A 17,036-nucleotide genomic window follows, 5' to 3' on the forward strand; every position below is an offset into this window, starting at 1 on the left:
GAGCCAACCAACTTCCGGGAATATCAGGCGCTCCCCGTACAACCTCGTTTTCCCTCGCTGACCTGTGAAGATCGCGTCCGGGTCGGTGTCCGTGTCGCTCTGACTTGGAATAAGTTACGCGAACCCGCCGGAGAATGCCAAATCGCCAGGTCAAGCCGCAGATAGCACCGGAACATGCGTTCCGCGGACCCCTCGGGCCGGCTCCGGAGTCAGGGAACCCAGTACTTGGTCGCCAACTCTTCCACGAGGGGATCGTCCTCGGAGACCTCTTCGAGGGCCGCCAGGTCGGAATCGATCGCGACGAGGCGCGGATCGTCACTCTCCACCTCCTCCACCGGGTGCCCCCCGTTCTCGGAGAGTTGGCGCAGAAGTTTCTCGCGAACGCGGGCCTTCAGCGAATCACTCACCTTCCGAGCATGCCGCCTCACGCGCAGCGCTGTCGAGACCTCTCGTCACGAATCGTCGCGCCGCTGGTCGTCGTCGGATCGACGGAACACCTGCCTCGCGACCGGTATCAACATGACCAACGCTCCGACGAGAAGAAGGAGCCAGAAGATCTCCATCCACACGATGAGCCACCTCCTTACCCGGAGTGCCGGGCCGGACCCACCGGCCACACGGTCCATCCTCCCCGTGTCGGCGCGGGACAGCCAGACTTCGGCGTCCGCCGAACATCCGCCGGGAGACCATGGAAACCAGAAGGGCCCCTCACCTGGTTTCCCAGGTGAGGGGCCCTTGCGGAGCTGCCTGCGAGAATCGAACTCGCGACCTTTTCATTACGAGTGAAATGCTCTACCGACTGAGCTAAGGCAGCGTGCCTTTCGGCGCACGCGAGTCTATCCCGTCCCCCCGGCCCAAATGCAAATCGGGCTCGTTCTACCTGAACTCCGCACCCAGACGGGCGACCAGAGCGTCGGCCGCGAACTTCGGCTTGACGTTCTGATCGAGCGCCTCCCGGCAGTCCAGGATCGCCTCGATGCAGCGCAGCAGGCCCTCCCTCGACGTGCGACCCGCGAGCTCTGCAGCGTGTTCCGCCATGTCCGGATGGTTCGGCGTGGCGGACGACCCGAACGAGTAGGCCAGTGCATCGCGATACAGACCGGCCAGATCCATCAGCGCGCGATCGAGCGAGTCGCGCCCCGTTCGGGTTGCGCGGGACTTCTGTCGTTTTTCGAGGTCCTTGAGAACTCCCGCCGATCCGCGCAGGGCGCCGGCCGCTCCCTTGCCGGTGCCGCCCGCACCGAGTGCCGTCCTCATCTCCTCGGTCTCACGCTCGTTGCGCTCGGCCGTGAGTTCCTTGGCTTCGAGTTCCGCGGCCTGCACCAGTTCCTCGGCAGCCGCGTAGGCGGTGCCGGGCCGAAGTGCCGCGTTCGCGAGAGCGAGCGCGCGCTTGCGTCGGCCCCGGGCGTCCTCGTCCCGCGCGAGGCGCCGGGCCCGTCCGACATGCCCACCGCAGATCGATGCGGCCCAGTCGGCGGTCTCGGCGTCGAGCTGGTCGCGCTCCCGCAGTACCTGCGCGATCGCGTCCACGCTCGGTGTCACCAACGGAATGTGCCGGCACCGCGAACGCAGGGTCACCGAGATGTCCTGCGGGTCCACCGACGGTGCGCACAGAAGGAACACCGTCCGCTCCGGCGGTTCCTCGACCACCTTGAGCAGCGCATTGGCCGCGCCCTCCGTGAGTCGGTCCGCATCCTCGACGACGACGACCTGCCAGCGACCGGTACTGGGTCGCCGGGAGGCGGTCTGCACGATGCCGCGCATCTCGCTGACGCTGATGCTCAGGCCCTCGGGCACGACACGACGGACGTCTCCGTGGGTTCCGGCCATCGTCGTCGTGCAGGCCTGACACTCGCCGCAGCCGGGGACGCCGTCGGACGTGCACTGCAGTGCCGCGGCAAAGCACACGGCCGCAACCGAACGACCCGACCCGGGTGGGCCGGTGAACAACCACGAGTGCGTCATCCGCGAACCGGCGTCGCCGCCGCGCGCCGCGGTCGCGGCAGCCGTCAACTCGACCTCGACATGCTCCTGGCCGACCAGTCGATCGAAGACACCCGCCACGCGCCGAGCCTAGCTGTCCCCGCCGACGGCGACGGCGCCACCGGTCACGACTTCTTCGCCGCAGCCTTCTTGGCCGGCGCCTTCTTGGCAGCAGTCTTCTTAGCCGCAGTCTTCTTGGCCGGCGCCTTCTTCGCGGCGGCCTTCTTCTTCACCGGGCCACGGGCGCGACGGTCGGCGAGAAGTTCGGAGGCACGCTCGTCGGTGATGGACTCGACCTCGTCGCCCTTGCGCAGGCTCGCGTTGGTCTCGCCGTCGGTGACGTACGGGCCGAACCGCCCGTCCTTGATGACCATCGGCTTGCCGGTGGCGGCATCATTGCCGAGTTCGCGCAGCGGCGCCGCCGCCGAAGCCTGACGTCCGCGCCGCTTGGGCTCGGCGTAGATCTTCAGTGCGTCCTCGAGGGTCACCGTGAACATCTGCTCCTCGTTCTCCAACGAACGGGAGTCGGTGCCCTTCTTGAGATACGGACCGTAACGGCCGTTCTGCGCGGTGATCTCTTCCTTCGACTCGGGATCGACGCCGACGACGCGCGGCAGCGACAGCAGTCGCAGCGCGTCCTCCAACGTCACGGTCTCCAGGTCCATCGACTTGAGCAGCGACCCGGTACGCGGCTTGGGTCCGGCCGCCTTCTTCGCGGCCTTCTTGGCGGGAGCCTTCTTGGCGGGCGCCTTCGTCTTGGTCGTGCCGTCGGCCGCCGTCTCGACCGGCACGATTTCCGGCTCCGGCTCGGGTGCCGGTTCGGGCAGGATCTCGGTCACGTACGGACCGAAGCGGCCTTCCTTCGCGACGATCTCGTGGCCGGTCAGCGGGTCGACGCCGAGCTTGCGCCCCTCCTGCGGGGTCGAGAACAGCTTCTCCGCGTACTCGGGCGTGAGCTCGTCCGGCGGCAGATCGTCGGGCAGGTTGGCGCGCTGCGAGATCGGATCGCCATCGGGATCGTCGGGGTTCTGGACCATCCGCTCGAGGTAGGGGCCGAAACGACCCACACGCACATGGACCTCGCGACCCTCGGCGTCGTCGAACAGGCGGATCGAGTTGATCTCGCGGGCGTCGATGTCCTCGAGGTTCTGGCCGACCATCTTCTTCAGGCCACCGGCCCGGGCGATCGAGTCGTCCGCAGCGTCCGTGTCACCGAAGTAGAACCTCGACAACCAGTTGCCCCGCTGCTCGCGGCCGCCGGCGATCTCGTCGAGGTCGTCCTCCATCGCGGCGGTGAAGTCGAAGTCGACGAGTCGGCCGAAGTGCGTCTCGAGCAGACCGATCACCGCGAACGCCACCCACGACGGAACGAGCGCGCTGCCGCGCTTGTAGACGTAGCCGCGGTCGAGGATGGTCTTGATGATCGACGAGTACGTCGACGGGCGACCGATGCCGAGCTCTTCGAGGGCCTTGATGAGGCTGGCCTCGGTGTAGCGGGCCGGCGGGTTGGTGGCGTGGCCGTCCGGATCGAGCTTGGTGGCGGTCACCTCCTGGCCCTGCGTCAGCACCGGCAGACGCGACTCCGCGTCGTCGGACTGGCCGCCGGCCTCCTCGTCGACGCTCTCGACGTAGGCCTTGAGGAAGCCGGGGAACGTGATGGTGCGGCCGGACGCCGAGAACGTGCACTCCTCGCCGGTGCCGGCGGTGCCGGTGATCCGCAGCGTGAGGGTGGTGCCGCGGACGTCGGCCATCTGGGAGGCGACGGTGCGCTGCCAGATCAGCTCGTAGAGGCGGAACTCGTCGTTCTCGAGGCGCGAATGCAGCTGGCCGGGCGTCTGGAAGACGTCGCCGGCGGGACGGATCGCCTCGTGCGCCTCCTGCGCGTTCTTCACCTTGCGGGTGTACTGGCGCGGGGTGTCGTGCACGTACTCGGCACCGTACAACTCGGTGGCCTGGGCACGGGCCGCGGCGATCGCCGACTGCGACAGCGTGGTCGAGTCGGTTCGCATGTAGGTGATGTAGCCGTTCTCGTACAGACGCTGCGCGACACGCATGGTCCGCTCCGAGGAGAAGCGCAGCTTGCGCGCGGCCTCCTGCTGCAGCGTCGACGTCATGAACGGTGCGTACGGCTTGCGGGTGTACGGCTTGTCCTCGGCCGAGGAAACGACCAGGTCGGCACCCTCGAGGGCCTCGGCGAGCCGACGGGCGTACGCCTCGTCGATCACCGTGACACCGGTGGACTTGAGCTTGCCGTCGGGCCCGAAGTCGCGTCCGGCCGCGACGCGGGAGCCGTCGACCGAGACGAGGCGCGCACCGAACGCACGGGGGCTGGCGGCGGCACCGGCGTCGAGTGTGGCCGAGATGTCCCAGTACTCCGCCGAACGGAACGCCATGCGCTCACGCTCGCGCTGCACGATGACGCGCGTCGCGACGGACTGCACGCGGCCCGCCGACAGCTTCGGCATGACCTTCTTCCACAGCACGGGGCTGACCTCGTAGCCGTAGAGGCGGTCGAGGATGCGGCGGGTCTCCTGGGCGTCGACCAGGTCGGTATCGAGATCGCGGGTGTCCTCGGCGGCCGCGCGGATCGCGGGCTCGGTGATCTCGTGGAACACCATCCGGCGGACCGGGATCTTGGGCTTGAGGGTCTCGAGCAGGTGCCAGGCGATGGCCTCGCCCTCGCGGTCGGGGTCGGTGGCGAGGTACAGCTCGTCGGCGTCCTTGAGGAGGCTCTTGAGCTCGGTGACCTTCGACTTCTTCTCCGGGCTGACGACGTACAGCGGCTCGAAGTCGTGGTCGACGTTCACACCGAGACGGGCCCACGGCTCGCCCTTGTACTTCGCGGGCACATCCGCGGCACCGCGCGGCAGGTCACGAATGTGGCCGACCGACGCCTCCACGACGTAATTCTTGCCGAGGTAGGGCGCGATCTTCTTGGCCTTCGTCGGTGACTCGACAATGACGAGGCGGCGCGTGCCGGACGCTCCGTCCGCCGTGCTCTTCTCCCGTGATGCCACCTGTTGTCCGCACCCTTCCTGGTCGATCAGTGCCGCTGTGTGCACCTGATGCGAATCTCGCCTCCGCCCCCGTTATACCGGGTCCGGTCAGTAACAGGGTGTCACACCGCGAAGCCGAGTACGTAGATCCGTCCCGGTCCGTTCGCTCAAATGTGCGGCCAGTTGCGGCGAGCGTCCGGATCGTCGGGCGCTTCGCCGATGTTCTCCGCCAGGTGCATCAGGCGTCTTCTCCCGGAAATGCGCAATCCAGGCGCGGATCCCCTGATTCCGACAATTGTCGGCGCAACGCCGGCACGCATGAGGGACTGGGCCAGGACTACATGAGTGTCCGGCGCGTGCGGATCCAGACCGAGCAGATAGCGCTGACCGTCGGCTTCGACCCGACCGGCCGCCAGCACCCACGCCCGTTGTTCACGGGCCCCGGGAATCCAGCCGGCGGGCACCGACTTGACCGCGCCCCGAGTCCATCGGGATGCGAGATCGATCAGATGCGGGACCGGCGCCGTCCGGACCAGCGGCCGCCCCTCGTCCGACCTGCCGATTTCCGGCTCGAGGTCCGCCTCGGCCATCAGGACGGCGATCGCTTCGGCCCGCCACATACTGTCGACGACGACGGACACCCGGGCGCCGTCCTTCGAGACGACCACCTGGCCCTGGGCCGCGAGCAGTCCACCGAGGTCGGTCACCGCAGGGGGCACCGATTCGGCGGAGAAGAATGACAGCTGGGCCACAAGTGGACACTAGGCCACGGATTCGCATTGTTTGCGTTGTTCGCGCATCTGGACCACCGAACAGGCCCTTTAACGCAGTCGACCCCCGCTACCGAAGTCGGTAGCGGGGGACGACGTCAGACAGTGGCCGTAACGACCGGATCTGCCTGTCGTTCAGTTCTGACGTTCAGCAGGTGAACGGATCAGATAGCGCGAACGCCGGTGGCCTGCGGGCCCTTGGTGCCCTGGCCGACCTCGAACTCGACGCGCTGGTTCTCTTCCAGGGTGCGGAAACCGCTGCCCTGAATCTCGGAGTAGTGGACGAAGACGTCAGCGGAGCCGTCCTCGGGAGCGATGAAGCCGAAGCCCTTTTCCGCGTTGAACCACTTCACAGTGCCCTGTGCCATGCTTTTCCTTCTCTTTCTTACACCGGATTCGATGGACAGCACTTCCGGTCCATCGGGCCGGTTCCGACCGCTGTACTTTCTCGATTCCCCCTCAGGAACGCACAAGCACCGCGCTCGCAACATCGATCCTGCGGGCGTGTAAACGAACACAGAAGCTGCGACCAGGTCATAGTCAACCACGTCCGACCCGCCCGCAACAGTCGAAAGACGAACAAAAACTGCAAATAGTTGATCTTGCACGCAGTGCCACTCCGGCTACTCTCCGGTACACCCCTCTCGGATATTTCCGACAGGCCGTCGATAGGATGAAAACCGCAGGTCCAGCGCGTAGCAGGCACCCAGAACGCAACACCGACGAGTTTCCCGAGAGGCCCCCGTGAATCCCTCGCCCCACCCCCGTCGAGCCGACGGAAACGGCGACGACTCATTCGGCAGGATGCTTCTCGACCGAATACTGGCGGGTACCCCGGCGGGCGAGCACCCCCTCACCTTCACCGCGGAACTCCCGCCACGCGTGTCCAGTTACGCCGATTGGCCGGAATGGGCGGACCCGGCCGTGGTCCGGGCCCTTCGCGCGGCCGGTATCCCGCAGCCGTGGAGCCACCAGGCCGCCGCGGCATCCATCGCAGCGGCGGGTGAGCACGTCGTCGTCGCGACCGGAACCGCGTCGGGCAAGTCGCTGGCGTACCAACTTCCCGTTCTGACCGCGCTCGCCGGCGACTCCCGCGGCACCGCGCTGTATCTGTCGCCGACCAAGGCGCTCGGCGCCGACCAACTACGTGCCACGGCCGCCCTCACCGAGTCCGAGCCGGACCTGCGATCGATCCACCCGAGCCTGTTCGACGGCGACACCTCCATCGAGCTCCGGCAGTGGGCGCGCGCGAACTCGCGATGGATCTTCACCAATCCCGACATGCTCCACCTCGGGATCCTGCGATCGCACCAACGGTGGTCACACCTGCTGCGCAACCTCCGCTACGTCGTGGTCGACGAGTGCCACTCGTACCGCGGAGTCTTCGGATCGAATGTCGCGCTGGTCCTGCGGCGGCTCCGCCGCGTCGCGGCCCGCTACGGGGCTCACCCGGTCTTCGTGCTGGCCAGCGCCACCACCGCCGACCCGGGGGCGGCCGCGTCCCGGCTGATCGGCGCGCCGTGCGCGCAGGTCACCGAGGACGGTTCACCGCACGGACCCCGCACGATCGCGCTGTGGGAGCCCCCGCTGCTCCCATCGGTCACGGGAGAGAACGGTGCACCGGTCCGTCGGGCCGCCGCGTCGGAGGCGTCGCGCATCATGGCGGACCTGTTGGTCGAGGGTGCCCGGACGTTGACGTTCGTGCGGTCCCGGCGCGGCGCGGAACTCACCGCGATCGGCGCGCGGCGTGCCCTCGCCGAAGTCGACCCGGACCTGCCCGACCGCGTCGCCGCGTACCGCGCCGGGTATCTCGCGGAGGACCGTCGCGAGCTCGAGTCCGCCCTCGCCGACGGCCGGCTACTCGGGGTCGCGACGACCAACGCACTGGAGTTGGGCGTGGACATCGCCGGACTCGACGCCGTCGTGGTGGCCGGCTTCCCGGGAACCGTCGCGTCGTTCTGGCAGCAGGCCGGGCGGTCCGGGCGCCGCGGCCAGGGCTCGCTGGTGGTGCTCGTGGCGCGCGACGACCCGCTCGACACGTATCTCGTGCACCATCCGTCGGCGCTGCTCGACCGCCCCGTCGAGGCGACCGTCACCGACCCCACCAACCCGTACGTGCTCGGGCCGCAACTGTTGTGCGCGGCACTCGAACTGCCGCTGTCCGACGCCGAGGTGGCCGAGTTCGGCGCCACCGAGGTGCTGACCGAACTCGCGGCACGGGGTCTGATCCGTCGTCGCGCACACGGATGGTTCGTCACGGCCGAATCGGACCCGCACAGTGCGCTCGACATCCGGGGCGGCATCGGATCCCAGATCGCGATCGTCGACGGCGAGTCCGGCCGGCTGCTGGGCACCGTCGACGCCGGGCGGGCCCCGGCCACCGCCCACCCGGGCGCGGTACACATCCATCAGGGCGAGTCGTTCGTCGTGGACCATCTCGACCTCGACGAGGGCCTCGCCCTCGTCCACCCCGAGGAACCCGACTGGACCACGTCGGCCCGCGAGGTGACCGACATCGCGATCGCCGACATCGCCGAGAACAAGCGGTACGGCGACGTCGGCGTCGCGCTGGTGCAGGTGGAGGTGACCCATCAGGTGGTGGGCTACCTGCGCCGACTGTCGTCCGGTGAAGTGCTCGACTCGGTGGAACTCGACATGCCCGCACAGACCCTGCACACCCGCGCCGTGATGTACACGATCACACCGGAACTGCTCGAGGAGCACGGCATCGGGGCGGACCGGGTCCCGGGCGCGCTACACGCCGCCGAGCACGCCGCGATCGGCCTGCTGCCGCTCGTGGCGACGTGCGACCGCGGCGACATCGGCGGCGTCTCGACCGCGCTGCACCCGGACACCGGCCTGCCCACCGTGTTCGTCTACGACGGCCACCCGGGCGGGGCCGGGTTCGCCGACCGCGGCCACGACGAACTCGCCCGCTGGCTCGGCGCGACGCGGGACGCGATCGACGCGTGCGAGTGCGCCGCCGGGTGTCCGTCGTGCGTGCACTCCCCCAAGTGCGGCAACGGCAACCATCCGCTCGACAAGGACGGCGCAGTCCGGGTGCTGACCGCAATCCTGGACGCCGTGAGGCCGTCGAACCCCGCGGCCTGACTGGTCATTCGACCGGCCCGGCGCGGGCGACGGCCCGGGCCGGACCGATCGGCAGGACACCAGCCGACGCCGTCGTCGACACGACGACCCGCCAGCCGTCGACCGAACAGCCGGCGAGTTCGACGCGCATCCGATCCGCGATCGACGACGCCGCCGCACAGGCGGACTCGTCACCACCGTCCAACGCATACGCGGCGGCGAGCGCCGCGAGGTCGGCCGCGGCCTGCGCCCGGTGCCGGCTGACGACGACCCCGCCCAGGTGCACGAGGGCTGCCGTGACCACGACGAGCGCGGCCAGCGTGAAACACGCGAGCACCGTCGCGCCGCCGGACTCGTCCCGCAGCAGCGTCCGCGACCTCATCCGCCCTCCAGCTCGGGTTCCTTGACGGCCACCGCCTCCGCGGACAGTTCGACCAGCGGGAACAACGTCGCCCGTGCCCGGACCGTCGCGACGACGAACGCACCGTCGTCGCGGATCACGATCTCCGCCCCGTTCGGGGCCACCCGGCCCGCCGCGACGGCCGCATTGGTGCGGTCGTCGCGGGCGGCGAGTCGGGCGGCCTCGCGGGCCGCGTCGATGCACCGCACCTGCGTGGACACGGCCACGATCGCCCCGATGCAGAGCACCACGACCGTCACGATGGACGCGATCGCGATGGCCGCCTCCACCGTGACGGCACCTGCGTCGCCGCGCGGGCCGGGGCGTCCGGTCACACCGACGTGGCGAGCGCCTTGTCGATGATCCCGGTGAGCGCCGACACGATCGAGTCGCCGGTGACCACCGTGTACAGCACCGCGCCGAACGCCGCGGCCGCGATGGTGCCGATGGCGTACCCGTTGCCCCTTGTTTACATCCCAATGCAAACGACCCCCGAGGTGCTACCAACACCGAGCGGGGGTCTAGGACACAACGGAGTACGCCGTTATGAACCGTTCCAGAAGTGTATCCGCAGCGCGGACACGATCCGAGCACCGCCAAGACCCGCCCTGCCGCGTGTGCGGACATGTCGAGCAACTGCATGCGCCAAACGGCCATCCGTTCATGCTGAAAACCAGCGACGTCTTCGAAGCGCTGGCCGCCCACCTTGGCGATGACCCGACCGGCGACCGCGCGTTTCGCCTACTGACGGTGCTCGTCATCGACAACCCGGGCGTGCTCCTGGACACCATCGCCACCGACAAACGGCTGTACCCGACCAAGTAGCGACCCGTTCTCTCAGCCACGGACTTAGATCCGTGGCCGGGGGTGCGGGCCGTTGGCCTGCTCGGTCGTCTACAGGGTGTCCCGACCTCGCAACCAGACACTCCCGGTGTTCCTAATCCCGTGAACCGGCACGGGCGCTCTCGCGGATGGTTCCGGCCGGACGCTGTGAGGGTCAGCGCCAGCCTGCCCGCTCTCAGCGGGTGGGCTACTGGTGTTGCCGAGACGCGATATCGGGGCATGGTTCGTGGGTTGTTCCGGGGCGGGGTTAACGACACCGGCGCCCGTGGGCGCTCCGCTCGGTCCGGTGCGGTGCCCCGCGGGGCACCGCACCAGGTAAGGCGCCCAGCACGATTCAGCGATTACGGCGTCTTGTATCTGTAGGAGATCGCTCGTAGCGAGCTCTCTTCGATTGACCACGGCTGCGTCACGACCAGTGTTCCTCCGCTTGCCTTGGGTGCGTCCTGAGAACGGTCCAGATCAATCGAGTGCACGACTGCCAAAGCGTTTGCGGGATATACCGACTGGTGATGCTCCACCTCAGCGATCGTGAGAATCACTTCGGCGCCAGCTGAGGTCGTCCCCTTCACTTCGACGCTGACCGTCTCCAACCCACGTTTGGCTTCCAAGTCGAACGACTTCTTGGCGCCGACGTCCTTGACCGTGTACCCCTCAGCCTTGAAGTACTCGGTCGCGGCATCAACTGCGTGTCGCTCAATCGCCAACTTCTCTGCAACAGTGAGGTTGATTCCCTGCCCAGAATCGGTACGAGCCTTGCCTGCCGACTGTCGAGCTGTGACAACTGCATCTTCCACTTCAGGCGGTGGGTCGCCAGGAACGTAAATGCTCGCTTCTTCTGCGGCGTAGATCGTTGCCAGCAACCCGCACATCTCCAGAAGGTCGGTTCTCAAGACATCTTCCGACGGGATTGCATCGATCGGATATGCAATCGCGTCTACGCTGCCCTTCTCATACCCCTTGCCGAGCCGCTGTTTGGCTTGAAGTGCCACCGGCCGTGACAGGTTGTGCCCAGCATCCCCCAACACGCCCTGGGCCCATTTCACCCGCAAGGCAAGCTGCTCGGGCGGCCTAGGAACGAAATCCCCCTTGTCCAGGTCCCATTCCGATGTTCCCTGGATCAGCGAGAGATAGACGGTGTCTCCGTTTGCGCTGAACAGATAGACCAGGTACCACCCGATGGTTGCCGATCGGCTCTTGGTCTTGTCGTAAACGCGGGACCAGGGGATCTCGGAGTTATTTCCCGCCCGGCCTTTTCCTTGAACGAGGAAGTCCTCCACCGAAGGAAGCGAGGCGCCTTCAAGTTGCGCGCGAATCCAGGCCGGAATCTCTTGCTCGACCAGCTTGCTGCGGCGCAGCATGTCGGGGTCCTTCGGGTCGTGTGTGTAGTCCGTCTGGAGGAGCAAGGTCTCCTCAAGCAGTTCGCGCATAGCAAGTGATCCTGCCAGCTGGAAATCCCGAATAGCACGCTATCTTCGTCCCATGCAGAGCCCCGCTAAGGAAAATGAGGTGTTCGCCGTCGTCGCCGCCGTCGCGCCGCTCAGCGTTGCGGGCATCGTCGTATGCCTCCTTGCGCTCGACAAGTCCGGGTGGCGCGTCCAGCTCGGGGACCTCGGAACTTGGGTTGGTGGAATCGGCTCCGCTGCTGCCGCGTTCGCTGCGTTCGTGACCCTGCGGCAGTTGCTTAAGACAAACAGGCAGGAACGCAACGAGATGCGCGATCGTGCGCTGCGCCGGGCCAAGCGGGTCACCTTGAAGGTTGATATGAAGGCCGGGCTGTGGACGGCGGTCGTTGCGAACCAATCTGGCCATCCGATCTATGACCCTGTGTGGCGCGGATTCGTCTCGATCGATCCGGATACTGAGTCCAGTGAGTTCTTCAAGGAACCCCCTCAGCCAGTCTCCCTCCCCACGGTCATCTTTAACGAAGGTTCACAGACGCTCTATCAACAGCGGACGGGGGCATTCTTGAACGGCGACAAACCGGAGAAAATGGTTCCCGACATTGAGTTCACAGACGACGACGGATACCGATTCAGGCGCAGCCTGACCCCGAACGGAGTCGGCTCGAGTTGGACTCATGTCGACTGACTCAATGAGGCTGCCGGTGTACCTTCCACTCAAGAACGGATCTGGAAGACCCGCGTGAACGAGTAAGGTAAGCCGGACGTGCTGATCGCCGACTCGATCACGAATACCCACTCACGGCTGACCGGTCGGCCCGCATGCCTATGCACACTGCCTTTCCCACAAACGCTAGGAACCCATGTCAACTGAGGTTACGGTCGCGCTCATTGCGGCTAGCGCGGCGGTCGTGGGACCGCTCGTTACCTGGATCATCGCCAGGCAGACGCGATCGGACGAGCGCGCTGACATCGTCCGAGATCTTGAGATTCTCAAGAACCTAAATCCTGCGTCGCCGCAATACGAGAAGCTGGACAAGCGTGTGGCCACGAACGTCGACCGCCTTGTCAATGAACAGGACCGGAGGGACGGTAGCCGTTTCCTGCTGCAGTTGTACTTCGCCATGGTCACGACGCTCGCGGCTGGCACAACTGCCAACTGGCTAATCACTCGAAAGTGGCTCCCTGCGGAGCTGTACGGCTACGTCAAGATCATTGAAGTTCTATCCCCGACACTTACGGCCATCACATTGCTGATGATCCTCGCCATCATGGGCAAGATCATTTGGCTTCTAGCTCGCCTCGCTGGGGTGCATTTCCAGTTGGTGTGGCACCGCTTTAGGCGGTGGCGTGCCGAACGGAGTCAGCGTCGCGCAGACGCTGCGACCGCGCAAGCCATGAGTCTAGCCCTCACCAGAGGGGTAACTCGTGAGCAGATTCTCGATACTCTTCAGCGGTCAATCTCACGCTCATCGGACGCTCAGACCCTAGACGACACCATGAAAGAGGAACTCCTCACCTCAAGGATGGAAATCTTCGATCGTGTTGCTGCCGAGCACGGCTCACCGAATGGTTCGTCCAGCACTCGGTAGGACGACTCCGAGGTGGTCATCACCATCCGATGGGCGCAATCCCTAGCATCGCAACCAGATCACGGTCGGCCGACTGCCGAGCAGGGGTCCTCATGCCTACCTGGGGTGGCCCATAGCGACCCGATGCATCTCCGCCGGGTTGTTCGACAAGTAGCCCGTGAACCCATTCAGGCGCTCCTGCAGATCGGCCGCAGCGGGGGTTCCGGTCATCGCGTAACGGAACCAATCTGCGACCGTGATACCGATCGCTTCCATGATCGCTAGGGTCATCCCGTGGTACTTGACGCCGTGGCGCTGAGGGAGACCTAGCGTCCCCCGAACCCAATCATCCAGGCCGGACGCGTATTCATCCAGACCACACAACGGCTTGGATCGGTCGATGACGATTCGGCAGAAACGACTGGGCAGTCGGTCCAAGAGACTGTCCAGGTTGAATCCGTCATCGGGCCGGCGTCGGATCGTCACTGAACCACCGTGAACCTTGCTGCCTGCGCCGCTCTCCGGCGGGTCTCGGAGATCTTGTCGGCCTTAGCCTCCTGGGCTTCGTCGGTGTCGGGTAGTCCCAGCTTCCCGAGGAGCTGGGCGAGAAGTCCTCGCTGGAACCGAACCTCGGAGATCAGCGGATGGATCACAAGCTGTTGCGTGGACCCCCTGGTGGTCGGCGGCTGGCCCTTCTGGGCTGCGTCCAGCTCGGAGATCTTGTCGGTGACCTTGCAGGCCTGGGTCAGGATCTCGATCTTGTGCGGCTCCGTATCCAGCTCGAACTCATCCAGGGTGGACTTCCAGAGCCGCCGGCCTGCGCCTCCGAGCCCGCGTGGCATCCTCGGCTTGTGTGCCGTCTGGGCCATCGAAAACACCTCTTTCTTCACAGTGAATTAGCCCCTGAACTGGGGTTGATCTAAAAATTCCGGAAATGGTTTGCCCAGCGGAAGGCGCATCCGCATTACGCGCCGGTAGGGAGCACGCGGGCAGGGGGTGCGCCCCCTGGGGGTGAGTGGCCGATGCTGTGTGCCTGCTACCCACTAGTCGACTACTCGACTAGTTGACTTGTCGACTGCGGTGATGACGCTAAGGACACCTTCTGGTCGAGGTGCCTACGCCAAGTGCCACGTGCTCACGTGTGCCAGCGCCCTAGCGGGGGACCTAAGCCCGGTACCTAAGCCCGGTACCTAAGCGGGGACACCGGGCACCTAAGCAGTGAACTAAGCGGGTACCTAAGCTCGAATCCCGGTGCGAGCTAATCGGACTCGAGGCCAATCGAGGACCTATGCCGGGCTGCCACCCAGAGCAGCCCCGCCCTACCCACTCCGCGGTCAGTGGTCAGCCCGGGGTGGTTAAGGGGACGGGCTTAGCCGTGGCCCGTCCCCGATCGGCGATGGTCAGAATCGGCCGTTCCCGTGGAACTTCTGAACAGCAGTCACGGGCTTAGACGCCTCGAGCTTCGCTCGGAGCGTCGCGGCCTCTACCGGGGTGTTGATCTGGAACTTAGTGCTGCGGTGAGCGGCTGCGAAGTACAGGGGGCCGATTTGGCGGACCAGCGGGTCCGCGGTCCCCGCACCGTTGTGTGCAGTCAACAACGCACGGAGGTGTCCGTAGCTGTCCGGGGTGAGCACCCGGAGGGCGGGCTCTGCCTCGTGTCCCGCATAGGCGGGGAACTGAGAGAGTGAGCCCGCCCAAGCATCCACCTTGGCAATGAACTTTGCTGCCTCCGTAGCTTCACCGAACGCTGCCAGAATCGCGGGGTCACCGGATCGGACGATCGAGTCCGAGTTGAGTTCACGAGGGAGCTTGGCAACCGCTGCGGTGTACTTCGCAGCCTGTGCCTCGAAACCGGGCGTGAGCTGGCCGATGATCCCCGGCACTGCGGTCCCGGCCTCGTGCAAGATCCGGCGGTTGAGCCGGTTCAAGATCCGGCGCTTAGCCTCGAATCGGTGCTCCTTAACGCTCAGCTCCCGGGCTACCGCTTCGACCTCGTCGGCTACGTTGGCAGGCTTCAGACGGTCCAGGTCGATCACTGGTTCGTGTCCGGTCTCGACGTGGGTCAACGCGTCTCGGGTAGCGAGCAAGCCGGAAAGCGGCTTAGGGAGCTTGACGCTAAGGCCCGCCTCCCAATTGGAGACCTGGTTCACGGTTACGTTGGCGTCGATCATGTGTGTGTTCCTCCTGGAAACGACAACGGACGGCACTGTTGGCCGTCCGGGGTGGTGGTTGTTCGATTGTGCGAGTGGGTGGTTAGCCCGCGAAGTCCTGGCGCCCTGCGATGACGCTTCGGATCAGACCGGCAGCGGAGTCGGTGGCGTGGCCGTTGATGGTCCCGGTGTTTCCTCCGAGAGCGGCTCGGAGCAGCCCGGCCCCGTTCAGCGGCAGCGGGTTGTCCTTCGGGGTCTCGTCGTCCTCGGGCTTCTGCTTTGGCGAGAACACCCGGAGGAACTTGTCCCAGTCGTCCTCATCGGCGTAAGGATCGGTCTGGACGTTCTGGCCTGTGATTACGGCCTTACGGACGTCGGTCGACCTAAGCCGAGCGAGGACGATTCCAAGATCCTGGTCGGTCACGGCTTCGGCCGGGTGGCCGTGGACTGATCGTGCAATCCCGCGCTTGAGTGCGTCTGCGGCACCGTTCATGGTGTTCTCCTGTGGGTTGGGCACCTCGGGTGCCAGGTGGGTTGTTCTGATCGCGCACAAGCGATCTGGGGCGCCTCTAGGTCAGTCGACGCCAGGACCGAACACCGAGACGAGTCGTTCGGCCACTGCCTCCGGCGTAGCGGTCGGGTCCGTGCCGAGCGCCATACGGTCGATGTCGACGTGGATTCCTCGTGCTTCCAGCGAGCGGACCAGTGCGAGCGCCGCGGCTTGCTTGAGCCGATACTTACGGTTGTCGTCTCGCTGACACTCGCGGCAGTAGCCGTTCCGTAAGCGGTCCTTAGCGGACTCGATCCGGTGCCCGTTGCGGCAATGCGTGGACATGTGTTGCCTCCTCCCTTCTCGATAGGGGTTGTGGGCAGAAGAAAGGCCCAGGCCTGTTGGCCTGGGCCGTGATGTGAAGTTGCCGGGGAGCAGCAGCCTTAGGCCCAGCGGCCCAAGGGCTTGCCCCGCTCCATCCCCTTACATCTATGAGTAGTAGTTCGGAACACAAGCGCTGGTCACCAAGTGCCGGCCTTGACTCCCTGACGCACAGGCGGGAGCCCTGCCGCCGCGAACTGTGCGTCTCGAAACTCTTTCCGCTGGGCGCGGAGTCGGCGCATTCGGCCGGCAGCGCCGTCGTCATGCTTGTCTGCGCGCTTACGGCTGCACTCGATGCAAAACGACGGCCAGCGGCCCGTCTGCGTACTTCCCCGCTTGTGTCGCTCGATGTTCCGACGCGTTGTGACGAGTCCGGTGCAATCGGCGCACCGGCCGTAGTAGATCCGGTACCCCCAGAACTGGACGACGCAACCTCCGGTCGCGTCGACCGTGTACGTGTAGAACGCGTTTGGGTTCTCGCGTCGCCACTTGTCGACCTTGGTCGGAGTCGCCTTGGGACGTTCAGGCCGGGTGGGGTCGCCGAACAAGGCTCTTTCGAGTCGTTCGGCGGGGCTCAGGGAACGGTCGTATTTCATCATGTTGACTTCTCCTTCGGGGTTGGTGGACGGCGCCGGGGCAGGCGTCGCCAAACTCCGGGTCCGGCCATCGGACCCGTTGGTGGCTAACGGCTTGGGGGATCTGCGCCTAAGGCAGATCCCTAAGGTTGGAGGCAGCCCTCAGGGCTGCTAGGACTGCACGGACCGGGAGCCGCTAGGGCTCCCTCTCGTGCCCTTGACCAGAGTCGGCCCTAAGCTGACCCTGCTTTCGTCTCCTACGGGAGCAGCCCGTAAGGCTGCGACAATCAGTCCTTACCGTGGGGGTAAGGACACGGAGCGAAGCGGAGTGTCCTATAGGGGGATGCAGTGCAGCGTGCAGCCCCTCTGACCTGCGGTTTTACAGCG

General features: G+C 66.0%; 19 protein-coding genes and 1 tRNA gene. 4 read left to right on the forward strand and 16 right to left on the reverse strand.

Annotation, left to right across the window (positions count from 1 at the left end; all coding sequences use genetic code 11):
* Nucleotides 1-209: 209 nt before the first annotated feature.
* The 6 genes from LCL87_RS14845 to LCL87_RS14870 form a co-directional block, all read right to left on the reverse strand.
* Nucleotides 210-407, reverse strand: a complete 198-nt coding sequence (locus LCL87_RS14845) for a hypothetical protein (protein WP_225020890.1) — start codon at nt 405-407, stop codon at nt 210-212.
* A gap of 334 nt (nt 408-741) precedes the next feature.
* Nucleotides 742-814: transfer RNA gene (locus LCL87_RS14850), tRNA-Thr, on the reverse strand.
* Nucleotides 815-876: 62 nt separating this feature from the next.
* Nucleotides 877-2,064, reverse strand: coding sequence for a DNA polymerase III subunit delta' (locus LCL87_RS14855; protein WP_225020892.1), 1,188 nt, complete (start codon nt 2,062-2,064; stop codon nt 877-879).
* 44 nt (nt 2,065-2,108) lie between these two features.
* Nucleotides 2,109-5,000 (reverse strand): type I DNA topoisomerase, encoded by a 2,892-nt coding sequence (gene topA / locus LCL87_RS14860; RefSeq protein ID WP_225020894.1) that lies wholly within the window; start codon nt 4,998-5,000, stop codon nt 2,109-2,111.
* A gap of 146 nt (nt 5,001-5,146) precedes the next feature.
* Nucleotides 5,147-5,731 carry a hypothetical protein gene (locus LCL87_RS14865; RefSeq protein WP_225020896.1) on the reverse strand — a complete coding sequence of 195 codons (585 nt, stop codon included), beginning with the start codon at nt 5,729-5,731 and terminating at the stop codon, nt 5,147-5,149.
* Nucleotides 5,732-5,913: 182 nt separating this feature from the next.
* Nucleotides 5,914-6,117 carry a cold-shock protein gene (locus LCL87_RS14870; RefSeq protein ID WP_005515803.1) on the reverse strand — a complete coding sequence of 68 codons (204 nt, stop codon included), beginning with the start codon at nt 6,115-6,117 and terminating at the stop codon, nt 5,914-5,916.
* 436 nt (nt 6,118-6,553) lie between these two features.
* Here LCL87_RS14870 and sftH point away from each other — a divergent pair, with 436 nt between their 5' ends.
* Complete coding sequence (gene sftH, locus LCL87_RS14875; protein ID WP_225020898.1) at nt 6,554-8,860, forward strand: DNA 3'-5' helicase SftH; 2,307 nt, start codon at nt 6,554-6,556, stop codon at nt 8,858-8,860.
* Between the two features lie 4 nt (nt 8,861-8,864).
* Here the strand turns inward: sftH and LCL87_RS14880 are convergent, their stop codons facing one another.
* Genes LCL87_RS14880 through LCL87_RS14890 form a run of 3 tightly spaced genes read right to left on the reverse strand, consistent with a single transcriptional unit; the run spans nt 8,865 to nt 9,687 of the window.
* Nucleotides 8,865-9,221 carry an Rv3654c family TadE-like protein gene (locus tag LCL87_RS14880; protein WP_225020900.1) on the reverse strand — a complete coding sequence of 119 codons (357 nt, stop codon included), beginning with the start codon at nt 9,219-9,221 and terminating at the stop codon, nt 8,865-8,867.
* Nucleotides 9,218-9,574, reverse strand: coding sequence for a TadE family type IV pilus minor pilin (locus LCL87_RS14885; RefSeq protein WP_225020902.1), 357 nt, complete (start codon nt 9,572-9,574; stop codon nt 9,218-9,220). Before LCL87_RS14885 ends, LCL87_RS14880 begins: the two co-directional genes overlap by 4 nt.
* Nucleotides 9,571-9,687 carry a DUF4244 domain-containing protein gene (locus tag LCL87_RS14890; protein ID WP_225021558.1) on the reverse strand — a complete coding sequence of 39 codons (117 nt, stop codon included), beginning with the start codon at nt 9,685-9,687 and terminating at the stop codon, nt 9,571-9,573. The genes LCL87_RS14885 and LCL87_RS14890 overlap by 4 nt, the downstream gene beginning before the upstream one ends.
* A 215-nt stretch (nt 9,688-9,902) precedes the next feature.
* Between LCL87_RS14890 and LCL87_RS14895 the strand changes: the two genes are divergently transcribed.
* Entirely contained in the window at nt 9,903-10,064 is a 162-nt protein-coding gene (locus LCL87_RS14895) for a hypothetical protein (RefSeq protein WP_225020904.1), read from the forward strand.
* Between the two features lie 359 nt (nt 10,065-10,423).
* Here LCL87_RS14895 and LCL87_RS14900 read toward each other — a convergent pair whose 3' ends face one another.
* Nucleotides 10,424-11,509: an MrcB family domain-containing protein gene (locus LCL87_RS14900; protein ID WP_225020905.1), complete on the reverse strand. Its 1,086-nt coding sequence runs from the start codon at nt 11,507-11,509 to the stop codon at nt 10,424-10,426.
* A 52-nt stretch (nt 11,510-11,561) separates the two neighbouring features.
* Between LCL87_RS14900 and LCL87_RS14905 the strand changes: the two genes are divergently transcribed.
* Together LCL87_RS14905 and LCL87_RS14910 are read left to right on the forward strand one after the other, a co-directional pair.
* Nucleotides 11,562-12,170, forward strand: coding sequence for a hypothetical protein (locus tag LCL87_RS14905; RefSeq protein ID WP_225020907.1), 609 nt, complete (start codon nt 11,562-11,564; stop codon nt 12,168-12,170).
* A 175-nt stretch (nt 12,171-12,345) separates the two neighbouring features.
* Nucleotides 12,346-13,074 carry a heme biosynthesis HemY N-terminal domain-containing protein gene (locus LCL87_RS14910; protein WP_225020909.1) on the forward strand — a complete coding sequence of 243 codons (729 nt, stop codon included), beginning with the start codon at nt 12,346-12,348 and terminating at the stop codon, nt 13,072-13,074.
* 96 nt (nt 13,075-13,170) lie between these two features.
* Here LCL87_RS14910 and LCL87_RS14915 read toward each other — a convergent pair whose 3' ends face one another.
* From LCL87_RS14915 to LCL87_RS14940, 6 genes are all read right to left on the reverse strand, one after another.
* The gene (locus tag LCL87_RS14915) at nt 13,171-13,539 is read right to left on the reverse strand and encodes a hypothetical protein (protein ID WP_225020911.1); all 369 of its coding nucleotides are present in this window, start codon (nt 13,537-13,539) and stop codon (nt 13,171-13,173) included.
* Nucleotides 13,536-13,922 carry a hypothetical protein gene (locus LCL87_RS14920; RefSeq protein ID WP_225020913.1) on the reverse strand — a complete coding sequence of 129 codons (387 nt, stop codon included), beginning with the start codon at nt 13,920-13,922 and terminating at the stop codon, nt 13,536-13,538. The genes LCL87_RS14915 and LCL87_RS14920 overlap by 4 nt, the downstream gene beginning before the upstream one ends.
* Nucleotides 13,923-14,453: 531 nt before the next feature.
* The gene (locus tag LCL87_RS14925) at nt 14,454-15,224 is read right to left on the reverse strand and encodes a hypothetical protein (protein ID WP_225020915.1); all 771 of its coding nucleotides are present in this window, start codon (nt 15,222-15,224) and stop codon (nt 14,454-14,456) included.
* An 82-nt stretch (nt 15,225-15,306) separates the two neighbouring features.
* Nucleotides 15,307-15,696, reverse strand: a complete 390-nt coding sequence (locus LCL87_RS14930; RefSeq protein WP_225020916.1) for a hypothetical protein — start codon at nt 15,694-15,696, stop codon at nt 15,307-15,309.
* Nucleotides 15,697-15,777: 81 nt separating this feature from the next.
* Nucleotides 15,778-16,038 (reverse strand): hypothetical protein, encoded by a 261-nt coding sequence (locus tag LCL87_RS14935; protein ID WP_225020918.1) that lies wholly within the window; start codon nt 16,036-16,038, stop codon nt 15,778-15,780.
* A 176-nt stretch (nt 16,039-16,214) separates the two neighbouring features.
* Nucleotides 16,215-16,673, reverse strand: a complete 459-nt coding sequence (locus tag LCL87_RS14940) for a hypothetical protein (protein WP_225020921.1) — start codon at nt 16,671-16,673, stop codon at nt 16,215-16,217.
* Nucleotides 16,674-17,036: the final 363 nt, after the last annotated feature.

Origin of the sequence: Prescottella equi, assembly GCF_020171745.1 — a bacterium.
Lineage (GTDB): Bacteria > Actinomycetota > Actinomycetes > Mycobacteriales > Mycobacteriaceae > Prescottella > Prescottella equi_A.